Consider the following 26,870-nt stretch of genomic DNA (forward strand, 5'->3'; position numbering starts at 1 on the left):
ACCTATGCCCCGCTTTCGACAACATCAATAAGCTCCTGCTGCGAATGGACGCCGAGCTTCGCGTACACATGCGAAACATGCGTTTTCACGGTGTTGTAAGAAACGACGAGCGTTTCCTGAATGTATCTCGCATTGCGCCCGCGGGCCAAAAGGCCGAAAACCTCGCGCTCGCGTTCCGTCAAACGGGCGTCTTCCGCAAGCTGAAGCAGCCGGTCCTCAAAAGCCTGCTCGCTGCTTTCACGTTCGACAACGCGCACCTCGGGCGCAGGGGAAACCTCCTCGATCGTTTTCGAGAACCTGAACTCCCCAACAACGAACAGCATGTACGCCACAAGAGCAAGCACGATGCACGACGCAATGGCGGAAAGCAAGACCGCGTCGTTTTGGCAAGCGGCATTCGTCATGCGGCCGAACACGGCGCCGAATATCGTTCCCCACGAAGCCATGGCATTTCCCCAGGCAAACGCAGACAACGCGCCAACGGGGTTGCGCGATCCAAGCTGAATCAAGACGTAGTACATAAGAATCTCGAACGCGCCCGTGCCCGCAGAGAGCAGCGCACTCGCCACAGCATCGCGCGAGGCGCTTCCCACGGAAAGGGCCAGAAAACCCGCCACCGATAAAAGAAGAGACACGCGAAAAAGCCCATCGGGCGAAAGGGCACGCCGGCGCGCGACCGCAACAAGCGCCACAAGGCACAAAGGCACAAGCGCCGAAAACGCCACGACCGGCACGCGATCAGCCTCGCCAAACGTGAGGGAGTAGCCATAGACGAAGCGGAAAACCACGAGCGAGATGAACAGCTGATGGCCGAAGGGAACAAAAGACGAAGGCGAAGTGATCGAAATCTCGGCAGGCGATTCATGCTGCAGCTTTCCACATATCGCGAAAAGCCGCTGCCTGCAAAGCGCCACGCTCGCAAGGGGAATGCACACGAACAAGGCCAGATTCGTCCAAACGGGCAAGGCCCCGAACACCCAGCGCAGCGCAAAAGAGACGACGTACGCACACGCGACTATGATTCCCGACGTTCTTGCCGAAAGCCCGACACAGCTTAAGCCAACGCATATATTGGCAAGGCCGCTGCCCACCGTGACCAAAGACGCGCCGAGAACCGCAAAGGCGGCAAAGCGCGTCACGGAACCCACGGCGCAAAAAGCCGAGCCAGCAATCATGGCAAGGCAAACGCCCCACGCGAACAGCCGCCCGCTCAAAGGCTGCGGGCGCCAGAAAGCCGCGAAGGCAACCGCGGCAAGAAAAGCTCCGCCGACGCAGGCGCTCAGCTCGCGCGTCCAAATGAAAACCGCGTCAAAAAGCGGGAATGCGCTGTAGTTCAAAAGCCAATATTCCGAAAACACGAGCATCAGCGCCGCCATGCACGCCATCGACATCGAGCGGCGCTCGCCGCGCTCGTCACACTCGCCAACACCTTCAAGATTTCCCTCGTGCTCCACAGCGCACACGGCGTTCCCTCCCACGTCACAGCCCCATTTACGACGCTCTCATTCTACCAAGGTGAAACGATTTCGCAGCCGAAGGGCGCTCCTCAAAAGGCCTCCTAGGCAAATATCACCCGACCAGTATGAGGTCATAACGCGTCCCAAAATGTAGGCTAAGCGCCGTCAAAAGCCAGTTCGCAACAGCAAAAAGCGAACGGCAGAAAACACGAGGAGGGACATCATGAGTCAATCAATGAGTCGTCGCAGGTTCTTTGAAATCGGCGCGGTTACCGCGGCAATTGCCGGAACGGGACTCACCGGCTGCTCCGCAGGCAAGCCCAAAACCGTCGAAGAGTCGGCAAGCGCAGCAACGGACTGGCTGGGAGCGGCACCCGAAATCGCCGACGACGAAATTATCGAAACCGTCGAGACCGAAATCTTGGTGTGCGGCGCCGGCACGTCGGGCTTGTTTACCGCCTGCGCGGCGGCGGAAGAAGGCGCCAAGGTCGTGTGCCTTGAGAAGGGCGCCATTGGCGGCGGCGTCAGGGACAATCTGGGCGCGCTCAACAGCCGCCTGCAGAAGGAAGCGGGCGAAGAAATCGACGAGAACGAAATCGTCAATGACATGATTCGCTACGCCGACAACTACTGCAATCCCAAGCTGTACCACATTTGGGCCCAGAACTCCGGCGAGGCCATCGACTGGTACCAGGACCGCCTCGAGGAAGCCGGCTTCGAGCTTTACTTCGAAGGCGCGAAAAACGCCAAGCCTTCCCTGTACAAGCATTGGGCGACGGGCCATATTCCCAGCTGGCCTGCCGATGCCGAATTCGCAGGCCTGAGCGACGTCGTGAACGGCAAAATCGTTCTTGGCGACTACGCCAAATCGAAGGACGTCGACTTCCGCTTCAGCACCCCGATGATCCGCCTCGTGCAAGACGAGAGCGGAAAGGTGACGGGCGCCATTGCAAAATCTTCCGACGGCTACATCAAAATCAACGCGAGCAAGGGCACGGTCGTTTGCACGGGCGGGTACGCGCGCAACGAAGAGATGCTCGAGACCCTGCAGCCGCAGACCCTGAACAAGTACTCGCTTTCCATCGCGATTGACGGCACCACGGGCGACGGCATTAAGGCATGCCTCTGGGCCGGCGCGCACATGGACGAGGTCCACACGGCGATGGTGTTCGACCGCGTCGCGGTTAAGCCCGACGAGCTCGGCGGATCGGAAACCACCGGTTCCCTGTTCTGGATGGGCTCCAACCCTTGGCTGAAGGTCAACCTGAATGGCGAGCGCTTCACCAACGAGGCGGCGCCGTACGACTACATTCTGAATTCGACGCTGACTCAGCCCGGCCACACCGTGGTGGATATTTGGGACTCCGACTACGAGAAGTACCTCGAGCAATTCGACATCCATGGCTGCGCGCGCGTCTTCCCCTTCGACAACGGCGCGCCGACCAATATGACGCTCGAAGCCACCAAGGGCCTCAACGAAGGCCTGATCGAGAATGGCTATATCGTGGTGGCAGATACCATTGAAGAGCTTGCGGAAGGCCTCGGCCTGCCCGCCGAGGCGCTGAAGAAGACCGTCGAGCGCCAGAACGAGAATTACGACGCGGGCGTCGACCCCGATTTCGGAAAAGACGCGCATCGCTTGTCGGCGATTCGCACGGCGCCGTTCTATGGCGTTCGCACTTCGGGCTACATGCTGTGCACGCTCGACGGCATTGCGATCAACGAAAACTTCCAGGCCGTCGACGACAACGGCAAGGCGATTGAGGGCTTGTACGTCACGGGCGTCGACTCGGGTTCGTACTATGCCCACACGTATCCGAATATGTCGACCGGCAACTGCTGCGGCCGCTCCGTCACCTTCGGCCGCATGATCGGAAAGGCCCTCGCCGCGAAATAAGGCAAAGCGGAAACGGCGGGAATGATTGGCGGTTATTAACCCCTCCCACCCATGATAGCCGCCATCAAGGAAGCCCGCGTTTTGAGCGAGCGCTTTCGATGATTTTCGCCAACAAGCCCGCATCGCACCTCCCACGATGCGGGCAAACTTAGAGCGCCTCTGGTTGAACAGCTCCACTCCAGGCTACACTGCGTAGGCCAGATCAAAAATCATCTGCGTTGGCTATGTGTGGCTTGAGCAAATCCATCCTATCGACCTAGTCCAGTTATTGACGTGGATAAACCTTTTCGATTGCGCAAATCGCCGCCGAACGTATCTATGCAAGACCCAACGTTCTTTCGTCCAAAGGACCGCTCGGACCGATTGGGGAGAGCAAGGCGCAATAAGGCCGAGAGAGCAATGGCGCGTTCCTAGCAGATTCCATCGAACAGCGCGTACAGCTCATCGCGCGAGTGAATGCCCAGCTTGCGGTACAGATTTCTCACGTGGGTTTTCACGGTTTGCTCCGAGATAAACAGCTCGCTCGCTATTTCGTGGTTACGTTTGCGCTGGGCGAGCTGCGCAAGAATCTCCTCCTCGCGCAGCGTGAGGCCAAAATCACGCGCCAGCTCGTGGCTGCGCCCCTCGATGATATCGGATCGAGCAAACTGCTCAAGGCGATGCGGCTCCGCATCTTCAACGCTCATACCCCACGTGTTCGTAAGACTGCGCTCCGAAAGCAACACCATAGTTCCCACGACCACAAGAATTATCACCACGGCGGGAAGCGCAAAGGACGCATCCACGCCGAAAGGCATGCCTAACAAGAAATCGTGGGCCGTACGGCCCGCCCCGTTGAACGCCATGCGTACGGCGCGCTCGATGCCGAAAAGCCACAGCGCGGCGATGCCGTAGCGGTAGCACATGTTCGACATGATGATCATGACGAGTATCGAGCATGCCGTGTACGCCCCAGAGACGAAGAACGCAGTAACCAAGTTGTTAAAGTTCCCAATAGCGGGGATAATCAGGAATGCACCGACCATCAGCGGAAGCGCGACGCGGTAAATAACAGAAAAGTCGAATTTCCCTTTACGCATGGCTACGCCGAGAAACACGAACAGGCCCACAAACAACGTGCCGGGCGAGGAATGCGGCCCGAACGCCGACGTGGTGAGCTGCTGCTGCACAAGCCCGTACGCGAATGAGAATATCGCCATCCACAGCACAAGCTTCCAGGGAAAAGCTATGCGCGCGACTGGCATGCGCGTTCGCTCGGCCAACGGAATAGAGCGGAAAGCCGCCCCGACGCTTACGATTGTCACGACGGGCAACACAAACAAATACACGGCGAACCACGGGAACATGAACCCCTTCATCGTGTACACGATGAGCGCCGCAGCAACGATAGATGCGGAATAGTAGAGGGCCACGCGCAACGGGTTCAGGCAGCCATACAATTCCGACCACAGAATGAGAATAATGGCTATTCCCGCGCCACCAGCGATTGCTCCAGCCGCGCACAAGACACTCGGACATGAGGGAAACGCGGCACCCAACAAAACACACGCCGTAGAGAAAAGCAGCAAACATAGCGACATGATTCGAGCCCAGGGTTTCTCGATGAGCGGAGAGAGACGCTTGGCGAACACCACGCCCACCAGAAGAACGACCATCATCGACAAGTCGAACACATCGCGGGTGGCGGGAAGCCGACCCTGCCCCTCGAAATACGACCCCACGAACGCGAGCTCAATCCACGCGCGGTATGCCGCCAAACCTATGAATGCGAGCGGGAGCTTCGGCAGCCTCGAGGCCCGTTCTCCCCCATTGTCAATGTGTTCCTCGGTCACAGTCCAACAACCTCATCATCAATATGCGCCCGTTCGTCTCATCGAGCACAATTATATTCCCCCGACGCTAGCGACCCCGACGAATGTTACCCCTTTTTTCCGAAGCAGAACCAAACGATCAAGCAAAGCACCAGGTCACACAGGTGGTAGAGAAAGGTGGTAGAGAAATACCACTCCAAAAAACGCAACTGGCGGATAGTTTTTCGAAATCGACCGCGCCATGATTCTAGCCACAGCGCGCCGCCCTTCCCCTCCCCTGCATCGGCCGGCGCGCCTTCATCGCGCTTGCGAAAAAGGGAAGGTTCACAAGGAAGGTCTAACCATGGAAAACATCACGCAAAATGTATCGCGCCGAAGCTTTTTCGGCATCGCGAGCACCGCGGCGACCGTAGCGGCGGGCGCAATCGCACTTGCCGGCTGCTCGCCGACAAAGGGCGCAAAGGACAGCACGTCCAAGGCCGAAGCCGAAAAGACCACGACGGTCGCTGGCCACGAGCGCGCAGGACTGCCGTCGTTTTTCGTAGCGCCCGATCCCATCACCGATATCAAGAAGACGCTTGACTTCGACGTGGTTGTCATTGGCGCAGGCGCCGCGGGCGTTCCTGCTGCGCTCGCCGCCTGCGAGGCGGGAGCACATGTGGCACTCGTCCAGAAAGAGGCTACCGCCATCTCGCAGGGCAACACTGCCAGCGGCATCATCACCGACCAATCCAACCCGGCCGCAGCGGCCGCACTGCGCCAGCTGCTCGTTAAGGAATCGGCCTACCGCGCCGACGCAGACCTTATCGACGTGTGGATCGAGAACGGCGGCGAAGCAGTGAAGTGGGTGCTCGACCATGTGAAAGAGGCCGGCGGATCGGTTATCGACCAGGGCAACAACCAGCAGTCGAAGGCCTCCAACGAGGTCAACGGCTATTCCAGCTTGAACTACGTCACTTCATACATGGGCCCGAAGCCCTACAATAACGGCGAGGGCATGAAGGTGCTCGCCGACGTGGCGGCCGAGGCTGGCGTTGAAATCTTCTACAACACCCCAGCCGAGCAGCTCGTCAAAGACGGCGACAAAGTCACCGGCGTGATTGCAAAGAGCGAGGAGGGCTACGTTCAGTTCAATGCCAAGAAGGGCGTCATCGTGGCCACGGGCGACTACCAAAACGACGAGGCGATGTCGAACTACTACCTGCCCGATTTGAAATACTTCGGCCGAAAGCAATCGAACAAGACTGGCGACGGCCACAAGATGGTCGTGTGGGCCGGCGGCAAGATCTCCAACATCGTACACACCAAGATGATGCACGACTTCGATGCAGGCCCGATGTGGAACATGCCGTTCCTTGCCGTGAAAACCGCGACGGGCGAACGCTTCATGAACGAGAAGATCGACATGGCTGTGGTATGCAACTACCTGACATCGGAAGAGGACGCGGGCCGATATTGCCAGGTATTTGACAGCAAGTACGCCGACACCGCATCGACTTGGAAGGGCTGCGGCAAGTTTGTCGACCCCGATGGACTGAAAGTTTACATGCAGGAGGAAGACGTCGAACGCAAGGGCGTGCTGCCGAGCTTCATCAGCACCTGGAAGGCCGACACGCTCGAGGAGCTGGGCAAGAAGATGGGCGTGGGCGATATCGACGCGTTCGTTGAGACCGTGAAGCATTACAACGAGATCTGCGAAGCGGGCGCCGACACCGACTTCGGCAAGGAGGCGCAGTACCTCGTCCCCGTCGATTCCGCCCCCTACTACGGCATCAGCCGCACGATTCGCGTCTCGGCTATCTGCACGGGCGTTGACGTGAATAAGCAGCACCAATGCCTCGACGAAGCGGGCGAGCCCATCGAGGGTCTGTATGCAGTAGGCAACTGCTCGGGCGGCTTCTATGGCGGCGTTGATTACCCGCTGACCGTCGGTGGCCTGTCAATCGGCCGCTGCTACACCGAAGGCTACGTAACCGGCAAACTGGTCGCGTCACTGTAGCACGCAAAGATAATCGCAGATGAAGGCGGCTTCGGCATATCGCTGGGGCCGCCTTTTTCAATATGGGATTCACATACCGAATTGCCGCTTCGGAATATGATTGACGGGAATCTCCGTCGTCAAAGACAGCCAAGCCATCAATGCGGCACGCCTGAGCCCCTACCCCATTCCCAAGCAAACGCAGACGTGGCTTTTAATAATTGCGAACAGCTACACACTGAGATTATTGTCATTTCACAATGGCCCGCGATAAAGTGCTCGCCTTCGAAGAGGCAGTTGTTACCGTATCGAAGCAGCGCGAACGAAATGACGCGGAAAGCGTCTTCGCTACTCCGCCGAATAAAGCCTCATCGACAACTGGGCGTAAATCCTATTCAACAACAACACCGGCATAGACCATTTGAATGGTCGTCCGCTCACGCAGAGCAAGATGGCACAATTCATCGAGCAAACCTAGAACGCCTCTGAGCGGGCAGCCAATCGGGGACGCTTTTTCGTGCGATTGTTTAGGCAAAAGGCACCAGAACTCAGCACCAATAAATCGAATTTCCCGTTTCGACGGACGCCACGAGCAGAGACTTTATTCGCTCGGCCGTATAGTAACGCCCCTCGTACATAAACGGGGCTTCCTGCTGCTCAATCCAAAACTCACGCGCCACCTTGGGCGCGCCCTGGGGCCCAATCGAATCGAACACGCGAATACGCTCGCCTATCACAGCTGCAAAAGGCCCTCCAACTTCCATGATCGACATTTGCCACATTGCCGGCGATGTCACCAAGCCTCAGGTTACTCGCGCATCTGCTGATGTGCTTCAACTAAATCAAGCAATTCCTGCTTGGAGTGCACGTTGCATTTCGCGTAAATATGCTTGATATGGGTTTCAATCGTGCTTTTCGAAATCACCAGCACATCTCTCATGTAAGGCACCGATCGGCCTTTCGCCAAGAATCCGAACACCTCAGCCTCGCGCGGAGAAAGCTTATATTCCCTCGCCAAGTCTGCTGTCACGTCGTCCATCGACAACTGCCCCATCGCAAGCTCGCGCTCCTCCTCGCCTTCCATCGAAGACGCAGTCGCCTTTGCGCGCGTGTTTTCCCCAATACTGCCCTCAACCGCAACACCAGAATCGATCTCGCCAAGCCTCTTCTGCAAATTAATGAAAAGTGGAAGCATCACGACGCAGGCGCATATCAGCAGCAAGCACGGACCCGTTACATCTACCACAGCATCGACAAGACGCGCGCCGAAGAAACTGCCGACGAGAAAGCCCAACTGAACAACAGCACGAAATATGCCAAACGTTTCACTCGGGAGACACAGCCCTCGGGCGGTAATGCGCGAGAAAATCGCATAGAACAATACTTCGACATAGAATGCCGCCGAGCAAGCAAGCACAAGCGCCGCCGTATTAAAAACCATCCCGCCGAGAACTCGAGCCGCAAGAGCAAACACGATGAGAGGAATCGCCCATTGATAGAGAAACGAGAAATCCATCTTGCTAGTGTGCGCAATTGCCACAACAACAAGCATACACGCAATTGAAGCTCCTGCAATATAGGCGAGGATAATCTCGTCAGGCGCAAAATACGACGCACCTGGATAAATACTCACGCTCACAAATCCCGTTGCGATGCTGCAAACCATCGAACAAGCCGCCAGACTTATAAGCAGCAAAAATACCTGAGAAAACGGCTTTATCGGTTGAGCAAACGTAAAATTGCCCGCCTCTGATTTCTTGCAGAGAAGCAACATGAGCGACGTGGCAACGGGGAGACACGATGTAATTACGCCAGAGAGAAAACCAGGCAGAAAGTGCACCGCCAACGCGCATCCCACAAACACAACAAGCGACGCAGGTATCGACCTCTCTGCATTTTCAGGATGCGTTTGACAGAAGAGCTCGCCCCACGCCACCCAAAGAGCCGAAGACGCAACGCCGCCGATTATGCCCAACACCACAAGAACGCAAGGCACCTGCGCGGCAAGACGCAAAGAAAATGTGCAGGCGGCCATAACGAAGCCTGCTGTCGAAACGGTGCGCTCTGAAAGTGGCGTTCGCTTATTCGGACGAAACGCCATGCTGAAAAGCGCGATGGCCGACGCGAGCAGCGACGCCCACAAGCTCAGAATCGCCGACCTCGTTTCGCCTACGTTGAAAATGCCGTTCGCAAACCATGTACAGTACACCCAAGCAAGCAACGCGCCCAACCCAAGATAGCGCAAATGCAGCTGTCCAAAAAACGAGTCAAGTCTGTCGACTAATTTCCCAATCATAGTTCCCTCCCAGCGGAAATGCTACGTGCGACGCTCAATCGTGTCAAATCCCCTGAAACACGGGATGCCTCTGAGCTGGCAAAACAACAATCACGTCTTAGCACGATGGCGACAAGAGCTAATAGTTGCAACAATCAAGTCAAGCCAAAGGGCTGCAAGGAACAAGGAGGAAGCAGCCGCGATTCGCAAACGAAATGACCGCGGCCGCAAGAAAACCCTTGTAGAGGGAAAGGGGACACTATGTCTATCGACACATCTATGGATCGCCGCGGATTCATCGCTGGATCGCTGGCCGCAGGCGCCGCAGCGGCATTCGGCCTAGCAGGATGCACAGCATCGACCTCGCCTGATAAAAAGGATGCCCCCGGCGAGGAGAAGACGCCGCCATCCAACAACGCCGACTGGCTTGGGGAAGCGCCAGCCATCAACGAGAGCGACATTGTCGAAACGATTGACACCGAAGTACTGGTCGTAGGCGCAGGTTGCTCCGGCCTAGTCGCCGCAAACTTTTCCGCCGCCGAAGGCGCAAAAACGCTGCTCATCGAAAAATACGACATGGGCACAGGCCTGCGCGGTTCGGCAATCGGTGCGGTGGGATCACGCAAGCAGAAAGAGGCTGGCGTCGATATTGACCCACTTGAGATTTGCAACGATCTGGTCCATTACTCGCTGAACAACTCCAACATGGACCTGCATCGCCTTTGGGCCGACCACTCTGGAGAAGCCGTCGATTGGTACTGCGATTTAGTCGATGGCGTTGACTTGTGCCGCATCGACCTGGAATGGAATATGCCAGCCGAGGAAACGCGCTACAAGTGCTGGCCAACCGGCCATGGCGCGATGCTCGACAACGGCAAAGCCGGCAAAGATGACGCCAGCGCCGAAGGCGTAACTTATAAGGTAATCGAAGAGAACTTTAAATCCATGCCCAACGCGGAGCTGCGCTACAACACGGCTCTCGAATGCCTTATCAAAGAAGACGGAAAAGTCGTCGGCGCGTACGCCACCAATACCGACGGCAAATACATTCGCATCAATACCTCGAAGGGTGTTATTGTCGCAACCGGCGGCTACGCAAACAACCCCGAAATGTTAGCTGCCCTACAACCCGAATTGATGAAAAGCCTGATTGGCGTCGTTCCCTTCCCCAACTTCAATGCCCAAGGCCAAGGCATCAAAGCGTGCCTGTGGGCAGGAGCCGCAAAAGACGCCCAACCTACAGCCATGATTTTTGATCGCGGCATCATGCGCCCCGATCAGCGTCCTGGCGATCCTTTTGCGATGGATTTCGGGTACTTCCATATGGCCACCCAACCGTTCCTGAAAGTTGACATGGCCGGCAAACGCATCACAAACGAGTCGTCGCCATACGATTTTCTTATCCATGCATTATCGAACCGCACAGAACGCTCATGGATTGACGTCTGGGATTCGAACTGGCCAGAGGATATCGACCGTTTTCACACCATTGGTTGCTCAACGCTGATTAAGCGTGAAGGAACCAACCAGATGGACCCTGAGGGCGTCGAAGGCACCGCAGCAATCATCGACTCACTTGTTGAATCGGGCCAGATTGTCAAAGCGGACACACTGGGAGAAATCGCAGAAGCATTCGGTCTGGACAAGGAGACATTTGAGGCGACCGTTGAACAATATAACGGCTTCTACGACGCTCAGAAAGACACACAATACGGAAAGGAAGCGTTCCGCCTGTCGTCGCTACGCAAGCCGCCGTTTTACGCATGCAAACTCGCGGGCATGTTGCTATGCACGCTCGATGGTATCAGGATTAACACTAATTTCCAGGCACTCGATGCAGACGCCAATCCAATCGAGGGCCTTTATGTCATCGGAAACGATTCGGGCAACTATTACAACGGCACTTACCCAAACCTCGCCGCAGGCCTCAACGCCGGTCGTTGCGTAACGTTCGGCATGTTGTGCGGCAAGCATGTCGCTAATCTGTAGGAAAACCAGGATACGAAATCAAAAGGCATTCGCAGCTATTGCGCGGATGCCTTTTCTGATTGGAGGGAATCCCTCCACTCGTCTCATCACGATTCATTACACAATAAGAATGCCGCAATTCGCAATGAGCGCATCAGTACCGGCGTATAACCATACTGCGCATCTTTCCCTGGCTATACGAAAATCGCAATACCGAACGATTCGCGCAATTACGCTTTCGAAACAGCACCGCCGCCTTCGTGACTGCGTTTTGCCCTATGAATCCAATGGTTCGGGATCGCCAAGACGATAACCACCATGCCATACCGTTTGCAGGTATCTAGGTTTTGATGGATTATCCTCTATCTTGCTCCGTATTTTTCGGACGAAAACAGCAATGCTCGTCGAGCTTGGAGCGTAGTCATCCCCCCAAACATGCTCAATCACGCTTTGCGAGGTGAACACCTCCCCCGGACGACTCGCAAGCAAGGCGAGTATGCGAAATTCCTTCGGGGTAAGATTGGCATTCTTTCCCTTGACCAACGCTTCCCCTTTATCAAGCAATACTTCAACATCCCCGCCGCATGCCCGAAGAACCCCAGAAAGCCTCTCGCCCTCCACCTTTGAAGCGCTCGCCCTTCTTAGCGCAGCGCCTATGCGCATAAGCAGTTCATCGGCATTGAAGGGTTTCGATATATAGTCGTCGCATCCAGCCGAAAATCCCATGCTCTTGTCGACAATATCGCTTTTGGCAGACAGCATGATGATACCGACGCGATCATCTCGCATCCGCAGCTCTTTACATACCTCAAAGCCATTCATGCCAGGCATCATTACGTCGAGAATCACAACGTCTGGTTTCTCTTCTTCATAGAGGGCTATAGCCTCCGCGCCATCAAGCGCAGAGCAACACTCATACCCAGCACCGCTTACCAATCTTTCAACAGCGGCACATATATCCCGTTCGTCATCGACGACCATAACTTTCATTCTTCTTCACCCTCTCCAAAACCTGGAGCCGGAACGCTCACCGTAAAAACGCTGCCCTTCCCCAATTCGCTTTCAACCTCAACCGACCCTCCAAGAAGGTCGAGCGTTTTTTTCACCAAGGACAAGCCTAGTCCACTACCGCCATATTTTCTCGTTATCGAGGCATCAACCTGGGTAAACCTATCAAAAATAGAAGCAATATCTTCCGAAGAGATGCCAATACCAGTATCGGAAACCTCAAACATAATTTTCTCACTGCCAAATTCGTAATGCGCCAAAACACGCACCATGCCGCCCTCATCCGTGAATTTAACGGCGTTACTTGTTAGATTTAAGAGAATTCTTTCAAGTTGATACCAATCCCCGGCGAAAATTGGAATCTCACCTTGAATCTCAAAATCAAATCGAAGCTTTTTCTTTATTGCAAGAGATTTGGTAAACGATTCAATCTCATCCATCAGATCAACGACGTCGATCGGTTCGCGAGAAACCTGAACATCGCCAGCTTCAATTCGAGCTAAATCGAGCACGTTGTTAATCATTTCGAGAAGCAATTGGCTATGAGATTTTATTTTTCCTATACATTCATCAGCCTCTTCATCAACTTTGCCACTCCTCGTTCTTTCATAAACATCCACATACGCGATTATCGCAGTAAGGGGCGTCCGGAGTTCGTGACTCAATATCGAGACAATGCTAGTGCGATACTCATTTTCATCCTTGAGTTTCGCGTTAGTCTCGACGAGCATCGCATTTGCGCGCGCAAGCTGCTTGCGCTGATGTTCAATCTGTCTATTTGCTTCTTTGTATTGCTCCGTCCGCTGAGCTACCTTTTCCTCGAGGGTGTTATAAAGGGCATCAAGTTCCGCTGACATATTGCTAACGCCCTGAGCAAATTCAGCGAGCTCCCTTGTTTTACCAATATAGACAGGCTGGGCCGATAAATTCCCTTTGCCGATTTCATCAAGAGAATCCGCCAAGCTCTCGATAGGAAGTATGACGTTACGACGGAAAAACACAGCACTCGTCGCAAGAGCGAGGCAAAGGAATAGCGCCAGGAGCATGCCCGTTCGAATGATGTTCGCATTCGCCGCCGCGCGATAACCGCCCGTAGGCATAGTAATGCTCACGGCGCCAGCCAAATCGCCCTGATTCATGCCCTCTTTCACAAATCCCGTTACATCCACCTCACCAATTGGACCCCCATGGCAATCCATGCAGTTTTCCGTTAGATATATTGCACCAACATAGCGAAACACTTCTTCGCCCGAATCGTCTTTCGTAATGCAATAGGTCTCATTCGAATCCGACCCTTCAGGACCAAACGAGCGGAGAGAAGCAAGTTCAAATTCATCGGGATTGTCATGTGCGCTACGCGGGTTTTCTCTTACATATCGCAGCTGATATTCGTATCCGGTATCCCTCGAAAAGATTTCACCGACCGATTTCCCGACTAATGAACAATAAATTCCCTTGAAGTTATAAACACCATCTCTATCACGATTGATGTTGTTTTGCTCGTAGTCAATGAACTGCCAGGTTGCATTTACGGATGTATCAAGAACGCGCGCCTCGGCAAGCATCTGCTCTTCAGCGTACTTTCCTTGTTCGTAAAACGACCAAGCGATAAAAATGGCAAAGGCAACAAAGCCAATGCACGCAACAACGACCGCATAACGCGACACAAGCGTCGACTTCTGCAAAATACTTTCGCGCCACGAACGCCCCATTGCATTCCACCCCCAGAACAAGCAACAAGCCCTTCGCATTAAATTGTATCCATCGAATGGCGAGCAGCAAAGATTACCCTCGACAAAAGACCACGCCGTGCAGCAAAGCCGCACGGCGTGGCGTTTAGGAGGGCGGTATCTACTATTGCCTAAAGAAGCACCTCGTCCCCCTTTTGCTCAAGCGCAATGTCTCGGGCGTCAAAAAGGGTGTTCGATCCGGTTTTATCTTCACCCATCGCCGGAATGGCGCGCACGAGATCAGAACCGTATTTCTTCTCCAGCTCCTCGATATCGCCGAAGTCAAGCGCACGATAGGGGCACGATTCGACGCATGAGGGCACATGTCCCGCCTGCCTCAAGTCGTAACATGCATCGCATTTGCACGCATGCCCCTTTTCTTCATCCATACGAGGAACACCATATGGGCAGGCATTGACGCAAGAACTGCACCCTATGCATTTGTCCATGTCAATCCTCACCGTGCCATCATCCATTTTTTCGATTGCCCCTACTGGACACACATCTTTACAAGCCGGGACATCGCAATGGTTGCAAGTTGCGGAATAATGGTACATCTTGACTGAAGGGAAGGTTCCAATCTGATAAGTATGGACTTCTCGCAAAATAGGGCCAACTTCAAGTCGATTTTTATCCTTGCATGCAACCTGGCAAGTCTTGCAGCCTGCACACATTTTTTGATTGTAGTAGAAACCTATCTGAGACATCGCCGTCCCCCCTTCTAAGCCAAATCAACGATACGCTGGGGGAGCTCACAGTCGGGCTCAAGCGAAGCGCCATCGTAAAGCACAAAATCGCAGTTATAGTTGTTGTATCCAGAGGTTCCCATGCCGCTAGTTACTCCACCGCACAACACGTTGTCTGCGCCGGCGCGGTCGATTTTATTGTCTTCGTCATAATCCAACCATGCGCCGTGGGGAAGTCCGACACAACCGGGCATGAGGATGTCCGAAACAGACGCAGTGCGCAAAACTGCGCCATGCGCGTTAAACACCTTAACGGTATCACCCGTCTTGACACCTTTCGCGGCAGCGTCGCTCGTGTTCAAGAACACGGGATTAGGCCATGTCTCGCGAAGCCAAGGCATATTGTCGCCAATTTGATGAGCACGACGCAGATAGTGAGGGTTGTACACGATGAACGGGTATTCGCCTCCCATGCCCTCGCGTCCTTCGGGGGCCGCGATATGCGTCGGATACGGCTTGAACGTTCCTTCCGGACTGTAGCCCATGCTGTTCAGCATATCGGATTTGTATTGGCAATAAATCTCGAATTTGCCGGATGCGCTTGGCCGAGGATTGTTCTCGGGATCACTAATGTAGTCCGAATAGCCAATGTGCCCGTATCCGTCTCCGTCGGAACGCTGCACCGTATAGCAACCGTCACTCAGGAATTTTCCAAGGTCTACCTTGCCTTCTTGCGCCTGCCCGTCACATTCCCACTGCTTAAGGTCATCGTCTGTCACGGTCACCAAGATTTGCTCTTCGCCCTTTTCGTCCAGCACTCGTGCACCAAGAATTTGGTTCATGAATTGCTGCTTCTCAGAAACGGGCCAGATTTCACCAGCATCAATCCCGAGCTTATCAGCAAGAAGACAGCCTATCTCCTGGTCGGTTTTTGCCTCATATAGGGGCTCCGTAACCTGCGTGTATACGATTACGGTCTCACGAGAACGTTGATGCCCCGGGAAGCCTCCCACACGCTCCCATTCACTCGTCACCGGCAAAACAATGTCAGCATATTGGGCATTCGCATCAAAGAAATGGGAGGAGCGTACTACCAAGTCGAGTTTGCGAAGCGCATCGATCCCCGTAAGCATATTGGGGGTCGTTTGGAATTTAGAATTCGCCTCGAACGTAATCATCTTGATATCTGCCTGTTTGATATCTTTAGCGTTGAACTTATTCGAGTACGCAGCACCTGTGGTATTGAATTCGCCGTCAAGGATGCTCTGCCACAAAAGCGGAGCGGAAATGTATTCCGAGATGGGATTTTTAATTTTAGGCAATCCATCTTCGCCTGGGAAAGCAAGTGTGGCGCCACAATTTCCCGCAAAGGTCTTGTATGCACCACCAACAGCATGGCCCGACTTGCCCATATGTCCACCCATTGCGCCCACCGTCATAATTATCTGAGGCACATTATCGGCACTGGCGCAGCGAGCGAGTGCATAGTTATGCAGCAACATTGCCTTCTTGTCTTTGCCGATCTGCCCAGCGAGCCACTTGATGTCCTCTACGGGCGTTCCGCATATTGCGCTTGCCCAATCTGCAGTCTTTTCAATACCATCATACTCGCCCAGAAGATACCCTTTAAAATTCTCGGTCGTAGTAGCATCCGAAGGCATATGCTCCGCATCGAAACCGACACAGTACTTATTCAGGAATTCGTAATCGACAATATCCTGCTGAATCATCTCGTAGGCAACACCGATAAGAAACGCCGTATCAGTTCCAGGGTACACGGGAATCCAGCGAGCATCGAACAAAGCTGCGGTGGCGTTATAGGACGGACCGACCATAACGAATTGAACGCCCGCTTCAATTGCCTCCTTGAAGTTGTACATGGTCGAACCACCTGACGACCATACGGAATTGCCGCCCAGAAGAACAATCGTCTCTGCATTCTTCAGATCATATCGATCGTTCGTCTCGCCAAGATCCGTACCCGGCAGGCCAAGCGCTGCCACGTTGAAGGAGTATACGCCGCAGGAGCTCGTGTCGGTAATTCCGATGTAACCACCCTTCTTGAGAAGAAGTTTATCGATGGCCGGACCGCCTGCTCCGATAACAGCACGAGGACCATAGCTATCGTAGATTCGATTGATTTCGTCAGCAAGATAGCCAATCGCTTCATCCCACGAAATGCGCTCCCATTCGTCTTTACCACGAAGTTCTCCATGGGAGTTCTCTCCGCCACCAGGCTGCCAGCTCTTGCGTTTCATTGGGTATTTAAGACGGTCCGCACCAAAACAAAACTGCTGGCGCGCTCGACCACGAGGACATCCGCGCTGCTGAATCCAATCATAGCTATCCTCATGGGAAGTTTCCCCTCCCTGACGAACAACGGCGCCATCTTTCATGAGCACCCTATTGACGCAGCGGCCACCGCAATTGTCCCAACATGCGGCAGAAATCCAGGTCCCCTCATCGGCAGAACCAGAATCGGGGCCAACCGTTTCTTCTTTCTCTCCAGTCGAACATGCGCTCAGCATCGACGCACCGCCGAGAGCCGCCGCAAACGCAGCGCTTCCCGCTAAGAAATTCCTACGAGTGAACGCATTGCCCGCAACCGAGTCGATTATCCTTCCCATTATTCCCCCTTTTCTCTTTCCTGCTTCTTCGGATTAGCAAGAAAGGCCTTGAATGTCGGAATCGACTTGTTATAATTTACCGACAACCAATCCATAAGACAACCATAAACCCTGTTCAGAACGATTTTTTTTAAGAAAGAAATCTTACCATCTAGTCATAATCGGAGGTTAACATGCAGAAAAACGAAGGTCTAACGCTACTGCTGAACGAACGTTATTCTCTGTTGAGGATTATTCAGATATTGTTTCAGCAACCCATGTCACATGAAATCATTGCGCTTCTAAAAGCGCCGGAAACCAGAGCATGCGTTGAGTTGTTCAGTACCGAAAACCCCAATATGGGCATATTTCTCGACAGGCTAGACGAAGTGGCCGCGTCCGATTCCGATACATTCTGCGATGAGGCTCGTCGCGAGTACAACATGCTGTTTGTCGGCCCAGGAAAACCCGCCGCCCCATTCTGGGAATCGGTTTACCTCGACGAGCGTGAGCTTCTATTTCTCCCCAGCACTTCCGACGTACGCATGCGATATGCAGCAGAAGGGTTCATGATTGCAGGAAAAGAAAAACAGGCGGAAGACGCCGTTCACTATCAGTTTGACTTCCTTGCTTCTCTGGCCTGGAAAATGAGCGAAGCATTGGACGCTGAAGCACTCGACGAACTATCGCGCCTTGCAAGAGTTTCGTTCGATTTCGAATCGGACCACATGCTTAATTGGCTTCCAAAAATGGCTCAACGAGCCTCTGACCATTCAACGCATTTTTTCTACCCCCAGCTATGCGCATTTGCCGCAGCCACGATTGACTTCGATTCGCAATTGCTCGAAGAAATCGCCTAGTACTAGCTTGTTAGCCATCGCGCTTGCAACTTATAGAGCAAAACAAGCTCCCGCAGGCTAATGTCTCTTTCCCCAGATGGCGCCCGTTCTCAAGTGCAATACTCACGCAACCGATAACTTGCATGCCAAACAGCAAAAGCAGAAGCATAATTCCCCAAAACGAGCATTTTTACAGTTTTGGGGAATGGGAGCGTACTTCGGCAGCTTCGAGAAACTTCACGGCAAGGTCCTGCGTAACCATTCGATCTCGTCAACAGCGCGCCGCCGAATGCGCGCGTTCAGGAAGAATTGGTGATATCGGAAGGAACGGCCATCACCCACCGGCGCAATATCTATCGGAAGCTCGGCGTGCACAGCAAGCAAGAGCTCCCAAAGATACGAATTTAGACCCGGTTGCCTGAATCAGCGGTCATCCCGGGCCCATCGCAACGCAGCGCAACCACTCGGAAACGCTATTTCGTACGATTCCAACGAATCTTGCAAGCTTGCAGCTGGCCGAATCGAGGAGAGCTATTCGCAGAATCCTAAGCGAATTGGGCTTAAATTCTTCCTTCTTCAGCTCAACGAAGACATAAAGAGTAAATCGGCATAGAAGCCCGTATCGCCGACTACGAGATGATGCCACCTTCCCATGAAGGCGAAGCCTGTGCGCGACCCCAAGGAATTTGTGCAACAAACTGTTGCACTTTTTCGCATTCATATTCCCGAGAAAGTTTGAGCATGTATTTGAATCCCCGTTCACTACAAAAATAGATGCTGTGGCTATGCGTCAGCACATGCAAGCAAGCTCGCTGTTTGCGGCGAGCGCGGCACGCGCACGCGAATTGAGAATCGCGTGCTTAATCGAATCGAGCATCTTGAAATACGCCTCTTCGTGAACTGGAAACCCTCAAGCCGAAGCGCACCAATCATCCCAGGGAGCCACACCCGCTTTTGCCCTTAAAGCACCTGAACCCCCACCCCATTCCCAGCGGGTCGTTGTACACGACCATCGAATCTTTGTGCGCAGAACAGATAAGCGTCAGATTGTATCTCTGAGCAAGTTCGATGGTTTCGTTTGTGGGAACGGCTTTCGTGACAAGAATGGGAACACCAGCGCGAATCGCTTTAAGCGCCATGTCTGTTGGCATACGGCCCGATGAGAAAATCGTCGATTGCAATAAATCAATTCCATTGATAAGCCCGTCGCCAATCACTTTGTCGAAGGCGTTATGCCTACCAAGATCTTCATACCGGCATGCGAGTTTCCCGTCGGGGCCGTAGAGATAGCAGCTGTGTACGCCATACGTGGCGCGATGCGCAGGTGAGTCAAGGGAAAAATCGTCGCACATTCCGAAAATGGCCCGTGGGCTCCATTCGATGGGGTTTACCGCCTGCATAGAGCCGATTTGCGCCGAGGGCGAAAAGTCGACCTCGACCGTCGGTATCGAGGAGTCGACCTCGACGGAGCGAATGTCATCGAACGAGTCAATGAACCCCTGCGTTTTGAGCCAGCCGACAACGAGCTCTTTGATGTTGCATGGGGAGCAAACGAAAGTCCTGGTTTCCTTTTCGTTCAGCACCGCGGTAAACGCGAACTCCGATTGGAGCAGCTGGTGCTTGCTCTCGATCGAGCCATCTCGGTGAACTAGGACGCCTCTGCGAAGGATGAGGGGGATTGGCGTGAGTTCGTTGTCGGCAAGCATGGCAAGCTTCCTTTGAGCGACGGAATGCGCGGGGCGACGATGAATTTCGCCCCGCGCTGAGCTGCTAGGAATTGATTACTGGCAGGTAGTACACGCGCGGAGACGTGCCCTCTTCGGGCAAATATACCTCGCCGCCGCGCTCCTTGACGCGCTTCTTCACTTCGTCGAGCGGCCCGAAGTAGCGAGCCTCGGTCATGCACGCGCGCACGCATACCGGATCGGGATTGCCGTCCTCGCTATGCCCCATGCAGAAGTCGCACTTGTCCACCGTATCGGGAAGCATGCCCTTGCTCGCATAGGTGACTTGCTCGTATTCGTTGAGGTCGCTCCCGAAATAACCGTCTTCGTTGGGGATGTGGTAACGCGCTCCGTAGGGACAGGCGTCCATGCACTTCTCGCATCCGATGCACGTCTCTTTATCGATGACCACAATGCCATCGTCGTTGACCGACGAAGCCCCTGTCGGGCATGCCGCCACGCACTTGGGGTTTTCGCACATCATGCACAGCATAGGGCGAATCGTACGAGTTGAATTCGGGTATTGCCCCTCGTAGGAGCGCAGCACTTTCGAGCGCGTATCACCTGGAGGCGTGCCGTTTGCCTGCTTGCAGGCAACGGAGCAGCCGTGGCAGCCGACGCATTTCTCCAAGTCGATGATGAATCCATATTCAGCCATTGCCGCACCTTCCTTAAGAGATCTTCTCGAGTTTGCAGCGCACGCACTGGTCGACGCCCGATCCGACATACTCCATGCGCTTCGGGTCTCCGCAGGGCACGAGATGGTTCACGGCATAACCCTTGTTTTCGCTGACGGGCTGGAACGCGCTACGTGAGCCCAAATGTCCACCCATGGACGCCACGACCTCAGGATGCACTCCACTCGACAGCACGGCGATGCCCTCGACCACGTTTCCGTCACGATTGCTCAGACGTACTTTATCGCCCGTCTTGATGCCGCGAGCAGCGCCAGTCTCCTCGTTGATTTCCAAGAAGTACGAGATATCGTCGGCCTCGTTGATTTCATTGATCCACGCGTTTTCAACTTGCCACGTATCGGTATTGATGGCGTTGGTCCAATACACCGGATATAGGTCGTAGCCCTCTTCCTCGACTTCATAGTCGCAGCAAGGCATCCAATCGGGCAGGGGGATATAGTCGCCAGTTTCCCACTCGATGCCAAGCTTTGCGACTTCGGCTTCAATCTTCTCCTTCGCCTCAAGCATGAAGTCGAAGTAGATGGGAATGCGGCCCTCTTTGCCCGCGGCGAACGCGTAGACCTCGTCCGCCTTGCGCTCGCGAGTCCATACGCCGTTCTCCTTGAACCAATCGATGCCGCGCTCGTGGCCCGCGAGCGACTTCATCGCGGCATCGACAACGGCCTTCGCGGTGATTTGCTGATCGGTCGGCAGCGCATGCTCCTTGTCGATGTGGTAGTAGCCGTTCAACGCCTCGGCATATTCGGCAGTTTTGCCGGCCTTTTCGGCCAGCGCACCGAAGGTATCCAATGCCGACGGGCAATCGTCTTTCGCAGGCACAATGGGGATACGCGAGCCCACGATAAACGGTACCTCAGGGATGCCCGGCACGCGATGGTTGTTAAACGACAGCGGCAGGGGGTCGTAGCGCTCGAGATAGCACGGCTCGGGGATGATGAGGTCGTAGTAGTACGACGATTCGTTCAGGTAAATGTCCATGCCGAAGATATAATTGAATGATTCGAGCAGACGCGCCTGATAGTCGTTGTCACACCAGTTCTTAATGGGGTTCGACGCCATGCAGAACGCCATCTCGGACGGCTCAGTGTTGTACAAGTCCGGATAGAGCTGCGAGATATAAGCGAAGTGTTGGTCCATCGTGAAGGGCTGCAACTCCTCCATGGCTTCGCTCGTGGGCTCGTAGCTGCCGTTGCGGATACGGTCATAGTACGATTCCTGCTCGGGCCAGCCGTGGGCCATGGCCTGATACTCAATCAGACCGTCCTCGTCCCAAATGCTCCATTCCCACTTGTGGCCAGGATCGTCCTCGTAGAAGCCGTAGTTGTTAGCGGTGTAGTAGCCCAGGTAGCCGCCACGCGCGAACGTCGAACCAACAATGTTGTTCAGTTGCAGAATGGCCCAATGCGTGATGAAACCATGTTTATGGCGCGCGATGCCCGAGAATGTGTCGACCGCGACAGGACGATAAGGCACCTCGATGCCGTCAACGACCTCGGTCTGGCCGATGCATGCCGCCTCACCGAATTCTTTCGCGATGCGACGAGTTGTGTCGGCCGGCACCGTGGTGATTTCCTCGGCGTATTCGGGCGTATATTTCGCAACGTGCTCCTTGAACAGGGTGAACGCCGTGCGTACTTTGACCCCGTCCACCTCAAAGTCGCCTTCGAGCGCGGGCTTGTCGCATTTGTCGTAAGGCTTTGCCGTATTGTCGACAGTGTCCCAATACAGTGACTTGTTGCTCGACGCATCGCGAACGATGCGCTTGGTCTCAGGGTTCACGAGAGCGGGGCCGTTCGTGCGATTGGTCAGGAACTCCTCGTCGTAGATTCCGTATTCGTTCACGAGCAGGTTCGCCATGGCCAACGCCACGGCGGCGTCGGTGCCAGGGCGAATGGGCACCCATTCATCTGCCTGTTCGGCCGAGGCGGACATATGCGGATCGAAGTCGACGAGCTTGCAGCCGTTCACGCGCGATTCCGCGAAGAACTTTGCGTCGATGCTCGTGCCGTGACGCGTTGCCACGCCGGCCTGCGTACCGAACTGCATAAGATATTTGATGTGCGCGTAGTCAGGAAGTGCGTTGCCACAGCCCGTCATGATCGAAGTAATCGGATGCGTGGGCGCACCGCAGATGTCCGCCTTCAGCGGTAACGGGATGTTGCCGTTGGTGCCGAGCCATGTCATCGAGTCGATCCAGGAGATAATCGAGGTGATAAGGGCGAACACGACGACAGGCTTGTTCTTCTCTTTTTGCTCGTCGAGCTTCGCGAGAATCTCGTCATATGCTTCGTCCCAGGTGATTTCTTCCCACTGCGGATCAATCCCGATTCCCTTGTTCGGGTTTGTGCGACGCAAGGGAACGGTGATGCGGTTCGGGTCGTAGAGCTGCATGATGCCTGCGGTGCCCTTGCCACACAGATGTCCCCATCCAGCGGGACTGCGGTCGTCGCCCTTGATTTCAACGAGCTTGCCGTCAACGACGTGGCCAAGAATGCTGCAGTGGTTGAAACACATGTTGCACATCGACGGAATCCACTCGTCCTGCTTCGCCGCGCCACCACTGGATTGATTTTCATCGTTTGACGCGCAGCCCAAAAGTCCACCGGCTATGCCAGCCGTGGCCGCGGTTGCCGCCGCCGCTTTGACAAAATTACGACGCGTAATCGTTCCGAACGGCGTCTTCACGACAGACTTCTCTTTCTGTCCATCGCGGGGTTTGACGGTATCCATAAATACCCCCTTCTTGACGGCGCGTCGTATTGCGGCGCAGTCGAGGCCCCCAACCCCGCCCACGTTTTCATCCACCTTAAACGCGCTGCTTATAAAGCGAATAATCGCAGGCAGCAGCGCTTTCCCGCATCTTCCCCCTGGGGGCAAATACCGATATCCCCCTCGTAAGGGGAGGTCTGAAAATGCCGATGGGATATCATGGGGAGAATATAAATGGGCCCGAAAGAAATCCGGACTTGTTTTTGGGGGTGTCGTTATGGGAAATCGCGGAAGAAAAACGTTCTCTCGAACAGTGCAGATGCTGAATTTCGACGTTCGCCCGTCAATCGTCATAGGCTTCGCGCTCCATTGGTGCTGGGTGTGGATGGTTTTCTGGAGCACGAAGTTCTACTCGGCGGCTTCGGAATACGGCGCAGACAAGGGCTTGGAATGGCTATGGAACATTTCGCTCGCCGCTATGGTTTGCACTTTGCTCGCCCTGTTTTTCGTAAGTCGGAAGAAGGGTGTGCTGGGCAGTAGCGCAGCCCTCGTAACGTCGGCTGGAGTAATGACGGCCGTGGGCACCCTACTGGTGATAGACCCCACGTTGTTCGCATCTCGCCAGGTTGCCTTTGGCGTATATGCCGTTGGAGCGATTCTGACAGGCGTCGGGAGCGCAATCGAGCTTGTTATATGGGGCGAGTTGCTCATTGTACTGGGGACGCGTCAGACTGTTGTGTACTTCACATCCGCTACTATCTTGAGCGCGATTATTTTCCTGTTCCTCTCTCCAATAGGGTCCTCGTATTCTGAGCTCATCGTGGTGCGAATACTTTCCGCTCTCATGCCTTTAGGCGAGATCGCTCTATTGCTACGACAATCTAATCTTTTCAAAGATTCAGGTAAACGTGCCCCGATTGCCGAAGGCCCCGAGGCCGCAAATGGCAGCGCTCTCAATGAGCCCTCCGATGGCATCACGCTTTGGAATGCGCATCAGCATCGTCCAACCAAGCTTGGACGCGCCCTTTTGAGTTTGTTCGGCATAGCGCTCGTATTCGGCATGTCATATGGCATGATGAAGGGACTGTTCGTGACGAGCGGGGAATCTGACATCGTCGTACGCAACGCGATCAACGCCGTCGCGCTCATTTTTGGATGCGTGGCAATTTTCCTTATGATGTCGCAGCTTCGGATGGATTTAGGCAGACTTACCTATCAAATCGCGTTGCCGCTCATGGCGCTAGGGTTCTTGCTTTTCGCGCTGGACAGGCCCATGAATCTGCTCGGCTTCGGCGTGCACCAATTCGGGTATCAATACTTCTACACCATCATTTGGGCGTATTGGTCGGTGTTGTCGCACCGATTGGGAGGACCTTACGCCCAATATGCCGCGACAGGCGCATTCGGGGTGCAGTTCGGCCAAATCACAGGTTCCATGGTCGGAGCGACCATCGCACACGCGGTAACAAGTCCCTACCAGCTGGCGATGACCTCTGCCTCGGCGATTCTCGTTATTCTTTTTATATCGGTTTTCCAGATGTCGGCGACGCCGTTGTCGTCGATAGCTCCGTTTGGACAGGGACCAGTCAGAACGCGCTTTTACTCGGCGTGCACCAACTTGGCCGACGCGCGCGGCTTTTCGCCGCGCGAGCGCGACGTTTTCATGATTCTGGTGCGCGGTCGCAACTGCGCCTATATCGCCAATGAGCTGCATATCGCGGAAAGCACCGTGAAGTCGCATATTAAAAGCATCTACCGCAAGGCCGGTGTGCACTCGCAGCAAGAGCTGCTCGACGCCATCGATTTCGAGGGTCGCGCCGACGCGAGCAAGTGACGGAGCGAGCCGATTGCTGCAGGATTACCGTTTTCGAGCAAATCCAGTCGAAAGCGATCGACGTGGATTGTAGGCCGCACACGTTTTGCCGATGCCGCCCATCCCGAATAAAGAGTGACGGCATGCCGAGCATTGCATCCCTCACTCAACACGAGACCCTTGGCAGTAGTCAGTTCGGGATAAACCGTCATCGAATTCGATCCAGATGTTCAGCCTTATTTCGCGCCGCCCTTCGCGTCGGCGCGAACGTCGACGCCAATGGTCGCAAGAACGGCGAGCGCCTTGCCCAGCTCGGCCGTTTCCTTTCCGCGCTCGAGGTTCGAGACGAACATAAGGCTGCATCCCGACAGGTCGGCAATTTGCTGCTGCGTGTAGCCTTTCGCTTTGCGGAACGTCCTTACCGCACGCCCAAAATCGGCCGCATCGTAAATTCGCATATTATCACGTCCGTAATAATTCATGGTTTTATGGGATTGATTATAACGAACATGATAATTATGAGCAGTAAAGCAGCATTATCTCGAACGTAATAATTACCGTGCTGAATTTCTGCCTTATTAAGCGATTCATGCGGTTGGTTGAAAAAGTAACGGAGGTTGCGTTGACGAGTTGTAACTTCCAGTCGCTTGCCTAAAACACCGTAGGGCCGTTATACTGTTAGACGATGGCCCCGGGAATGACCTCTGATTCAAGTCACCGGGGCTCAATTTGTCTCTATAGGAGTTTTCTTGGCTGACGAGCGAAAAGACCAACCAGCAGCGGAAAACGTCGACAAGGCGGACGACGCCGTGGGCACCTTGCCCGCTGAGCGGAAAGGCCGTTTCGACAGCGATGCCGAGGACGAACAGGCTCCGAGCGCCTTGCCGTGGGCCGAAAAATGGCTCTCCGCCGAGCGGCTGACCCCCTATCTGAAGGCCTGCGGCGGCGACGCCGAAAAGGCGCTCGCGCTCTACGAATGGAACTCCTCGCTGGCCCAGCTGCTCATGCGCGACATCTCGAACTTCGAAGTGGCGCTGCGCAACGCATGCAACGCCGCGATGGAATCGAGCTGGCAGGGCGACGCCCATTGGTTGCTCGACGAAAATTCACCCGCACGCAGACCCGTGATGAGGAAGTCGGCCAGGGGCATGCTCGACTCCAACCGCATTAACCGAAGAACCATCGATGCCGCCGTGGACGGCCTGTCCAAGGGCTTCTCAACCGGCAGCCTGGTAGCAGGCCTGACGCTGGGCTTCTGGGTGCACCTGAGCGACCGCAGCCGCGAGGCCGTCATCTGGCGCTCGGGTCTCTACCGAGCTTGGCCCAAGGGCACCAACCGCGCCGAGCTGCAGGAAAGGCTGTACGGCATCCTACGCGTACGCAACCGCGTAGCCCACAACGAACGGCTCTTCGATCCGAAGCGGCCTGAGCTGTCGCCTAAGAAAGTCGATGCCGATGCCATCGAGTTGCTAGGGCTACTGTGCCCGGAGGCCACAGACTACCTGTACGGCGAGGGCGGTGCGCCCATCGAGAAGTTCCTGAACGAGCACCCCGCGCCCGTCGCCGTTGAACTTTAGCGGCATATCGTCTAATGGCCCCGGGAACAACCTCTGATTCAAGTCACCGGGACTCACTATACTTGCGAACGCCTTTGCGAAGCGGGAGATTCCC

General features: G+C 54.8%; 18 protein-coding genes and 1 pseudogene. 7 read left to right on the forward strand and 12 right to left on the reverse strand.

What is annotated here, in order from left to right; genetic code table 11:
• Positions 1 to 2 precede the first annotated feature (2 nt).
• Positions 3 to 1,478 (reverse strand): helix-turn-helix transcriptional regulator, encoded by a 1,476-nt coding sequence (locus Q0D41_RS03960; protein ID WP_294375531.1) that lies wholly within the window; start codon positions 1,476 to 1,478, stop codon positions 3 to 5.
• 202 nt (positions 1,479 to 1,680) lie between these two features.
• Between Q0D41_RS03960 and Q0D41_RS03965 the strand changes: the two genes are divergently transcribed.
• Positions 1,681 to 3,354: an FAD-dependent oxidoreductase gene (locus Q0D41_RS03965; RefSeq protein ID WP_294375534.1), complete on the forward strand. Its 1,674-nt coding sequence runs from the start codon at positions 1,681 to 1,683 to the stop codon at positions 3,352 to 3,354.
• A 410-nt stretch (positions 3,355 to 3,764) separates the two neighbouring features.
• Here the strand turns inward: Q0D41_RS03965 and Q0D41_RS03970 are convergent, their stop codons facing one another.
• Positions 3,765 to 5,186: a helix-turn-helix transcriptional regulator gene (locus Q0D41_RS03970; protein ID WP_294375535.1), complete on the reverse strand. Its 1,422-nt coding sequence runs from the start codon at positions 5,184 to 5,186 to the stop codon at positions 3,765 to 3,767.
• 322 nt (positions 5,187 to 5,508) lie between these two features.
• Here Q0D41_RS03970 and Q0D41_RS03975 point away from each other — a divergent pair, with 322 nt between their 5' ends.
• Complete coding sequence (locus tag Q0D41_RS03975; RefSeq protein ID WP_294375538.1) at positions 5,509 to 7,164, forward strand: FAD-binding protein; 1,656 nt, start codon at positions 5,509 to 5,511, stop codon at positions 7,162 to 7,164.
• Between the two features lie 527 nt (positions 7,165 to 7,691).
• On the opposite strand, the gene Q0D41_RS03980 is transcribed toward Q0D41_RS03975, so the two are convergent.
• Both Q0D41_RS03980 and Q0D41_RS03985 read right to left on the reverse strand, forming a co-directional pair.
• Positions 7,692 to 7,907 carry a hypothetical protein gene (locus Q0D41_RS03980; RefSeq protein WP_294375540.1) on the reverse strand — a complete coding sequence of 72 codons (216 nt, stop codon included), beginning with the start codon at positions 7,905 to 7,907 and terminating at the stop codon, positions 7,692 to 7,694.
• A gap of 44 nt (positions 7,908 to 7,951) precedes the next feature.
• On the reverse strand, positions 7,952 to 8,983 hold the full coding sequence (locus Q0D41_RS03985) for a response regulator transcription factor (RefSeq protein ID WP_294375849.1): 1,032 nt from the start codon (positions 8,981 to 8,983) through the stop codon (positions 7,952 to 7,954).
• Positions 8,984 to 9,679: 696 nt separating this feature from the next.
• Between Q0D41_RS03985 and Q0D41_RS03990 the strand changes: the two genes are divergently transcribed.
• Entirely contained in the window at positions 9,680 to 11,407 is a 1,728-nt protein-coding gene (locus Q0D41_RS03990) for an FAD-binding protein (RefSeq protein WP_294375543.1), read from the forward strand.
• A 255-nt stretch (positions 11,408 to 11,662) separates the two neighbouring features.
• On the opposite strand, the gene Q0D41_RS03995 is transcribed toward Q0D41_RS03990, so the two are convergent.
• The 4 genes from Q0D41_RS03995 to Q0D41_RS04010 all read right to left on the reverse strand — a co-directional run bounded on the left by Q0D41_RS03995 (position 11,663) and on the right by Q0D41_RS04010 (position 17,206).
• Positions 11,663 to 12,376, reverse strand: coding sequence for a response regulator transcription factor (locus Q0D41_RS03995; RefSeq protein ID WP_294375546.1), 714 nt, complete (start codon positions 12,374 to 12,376; stop codon positions 11,663 to 11,665).
• Positions 12,373 to 14,127 (reverse strand): ATP-binding protein, encoded by a 1,755-nt coding sequence (locus tag Q0D41_RS04000; RefSeq protein WP_294375548.1) that lies wholly within the window; start codon positions 14,125 to 14,127, stop codon positions 12,373 to 12,375. The genes Q0D41_RS03995 and Q0D41_RS04000 overlap by 4 nt, the downstream gene beginning before the upstream one ends.
• Positions 14,128 to 14,255: 128 nt before the next feature.
• Positions 14,256 to 14,831 (reverse strand): 4Fe-4S dicluster domain-containing protein, encoded by a 576-nt coding sequence (locus tag Q0D41_RS04005; protein WP_294375551.1) that lies wholly within the window; start codon positions 14,829 to 14,831, stop codon positions 14,256 to 14,258.
• A 14-nt stretch (positions 14,832 to 14,845) separates the two neighbouring features.
• Positions 14,846 to 17,206, reverse strand: coding sequence for a molybdopterin-dependent oxidoreductase (locus Q0D41_RS04010; protein WP_294375554.1), 2,361 nt, complete (start codon positions 17,204 to 17,206; stop codon positions 14,846 to 14,848).
• A 404-nt stretch (positions 17,207 to 17,610) separates the two neighbouring features.
• Between Q0D41_RS04010 and Q0D41_RS04015 the strand changes: the two genes are divergently transcribed.
• Positions 17,611 to 18,276, forward strand: a complete 666-nt coding sequence (locus Q0D41_RS04015) for a molecular chaperone (protein ID WP_294375560.1) — start codon at positions 17,611 to 17,613, stop codon at positions 18,274 to 18,276.
• Between the two features lie 279 nt (positions 18,277 to 18,555).
• Positions 18,556 to 18,663: pseudogene (locus Q0D41_RS04020) on the forward strand (LuxR C-terminal-related transcriptional regulator); the annotation flags it as partial.
• A 521-nt stretch (positions 18,664 to 19,184) separates the two neighbouring features.
• Here the strand turns inward: Q0D41_RS04020 and Q0D41_RS04025 are convergent.
• The 3 genes from Q0D41_RS04025 to Q0D41_RS04035 all read right to left on the reverse strand — a co-directional run bounded on the left by Q0D41_RS04025 (position 19,185) and on the right by Q0D41_RS04035 (position 23,407).
• Positions 19,185 to 19,961 (reverse strand): formate dehydrogenase accessory sulfurtransferase FdhD, encoded by a 777-nt coding sequence (locus Q0D41_RS04025; RefSeq protein WP_294375562.1) that lies wholly within the window; start codon positions 19,959 to 19,961, stop codon positions 19,185 to 19,187.
• 64 nt (positions 19,962 to 20,025) lie between these two features.
• Entirely contained in the window at positions 20,026 to 20,637 is a 612-nt protein-coding gene (locus Q0D41_RS04030) for a 4Fe-4S dicluster domain-containing protein (protein ID WP_294375565.1), read from the reverse strand.
• Between the two features lie 13 nt (positions 20,638 to 20,650).
• Entirely contained in the window at positions 20,651 to 23,407 is a 2,757-nt protein-coding gene (locus Q0D41_RS04035) for a molybdopterin-dependent oxidoreductase (protein ID WP_294375568.1), read from the reverse strand.
• A 298-nt stretch (positions 23,408 to 23,705) separates the two neighbouring features.
• On the opposite strand from Q0D41_RS04035, the gene Q0D41_RS04040 reads away from it, so the two are divergent.
• On the forward strand, positions 23,706 to 25,220 hold the full coding sequence (locus tag Q0D41_RS04040; RefSeq protein WP_294375570.1) for a response regulator transcription factor: 1,515 nt from the start codon (positions 23,706 to 23,708) through the stop codon (positions 25,218 to 25,220).
• Between the two features lie 215 nt (positions 25,221 to 25,435).
• On the opposite strand, the gene Q0D41_RS04045 is transcribed toward Q0D41_RS04040, so the two are convergent.
• Positions 25,436 to 25,657 carry a helix-turn-helix domain-containing protein gene (locus Q0D41_RS04045; RefSeq protein ID WP_294375572.1) on the reverse strand — a complete coding sequence of 74 codons (222 nt, stop codon included), beginning with the start codon at positions 25,655 to 25,657 and terminating at the stop codon, positions 25,436 to 25,438.
• A 291-nt stretch (positions 25,658 to 25,948) separates the two neighbouring features.
• On the opposite strand from Q0D41_RS04045, the gene Q0D41_RS04050 reads away from it, so the two are divergent.
• Positions 25,949 to 26,776 (forward strand): Abi family protein, encoded by an 828-nt coding sequence (locus tag Q0D41_RS04050; RefSeq protein ID WP_294375574.1) that lies wholly within the window; start codon positions 25,949 to 25,951, stop codon positions 26,774 to 26,776.
• Positions 26,777 to 26,870 lie beyond the last annotated feature (94 nt).

Source organism: uncultured Slackia sp. (genome assembly GCF_934630525.1).
Taxonomy (GTDB): Bacteria; Actinomycetota; Coriobacteriia; order Coriobacteriales; family Eggerthellaceae; genus Slackia.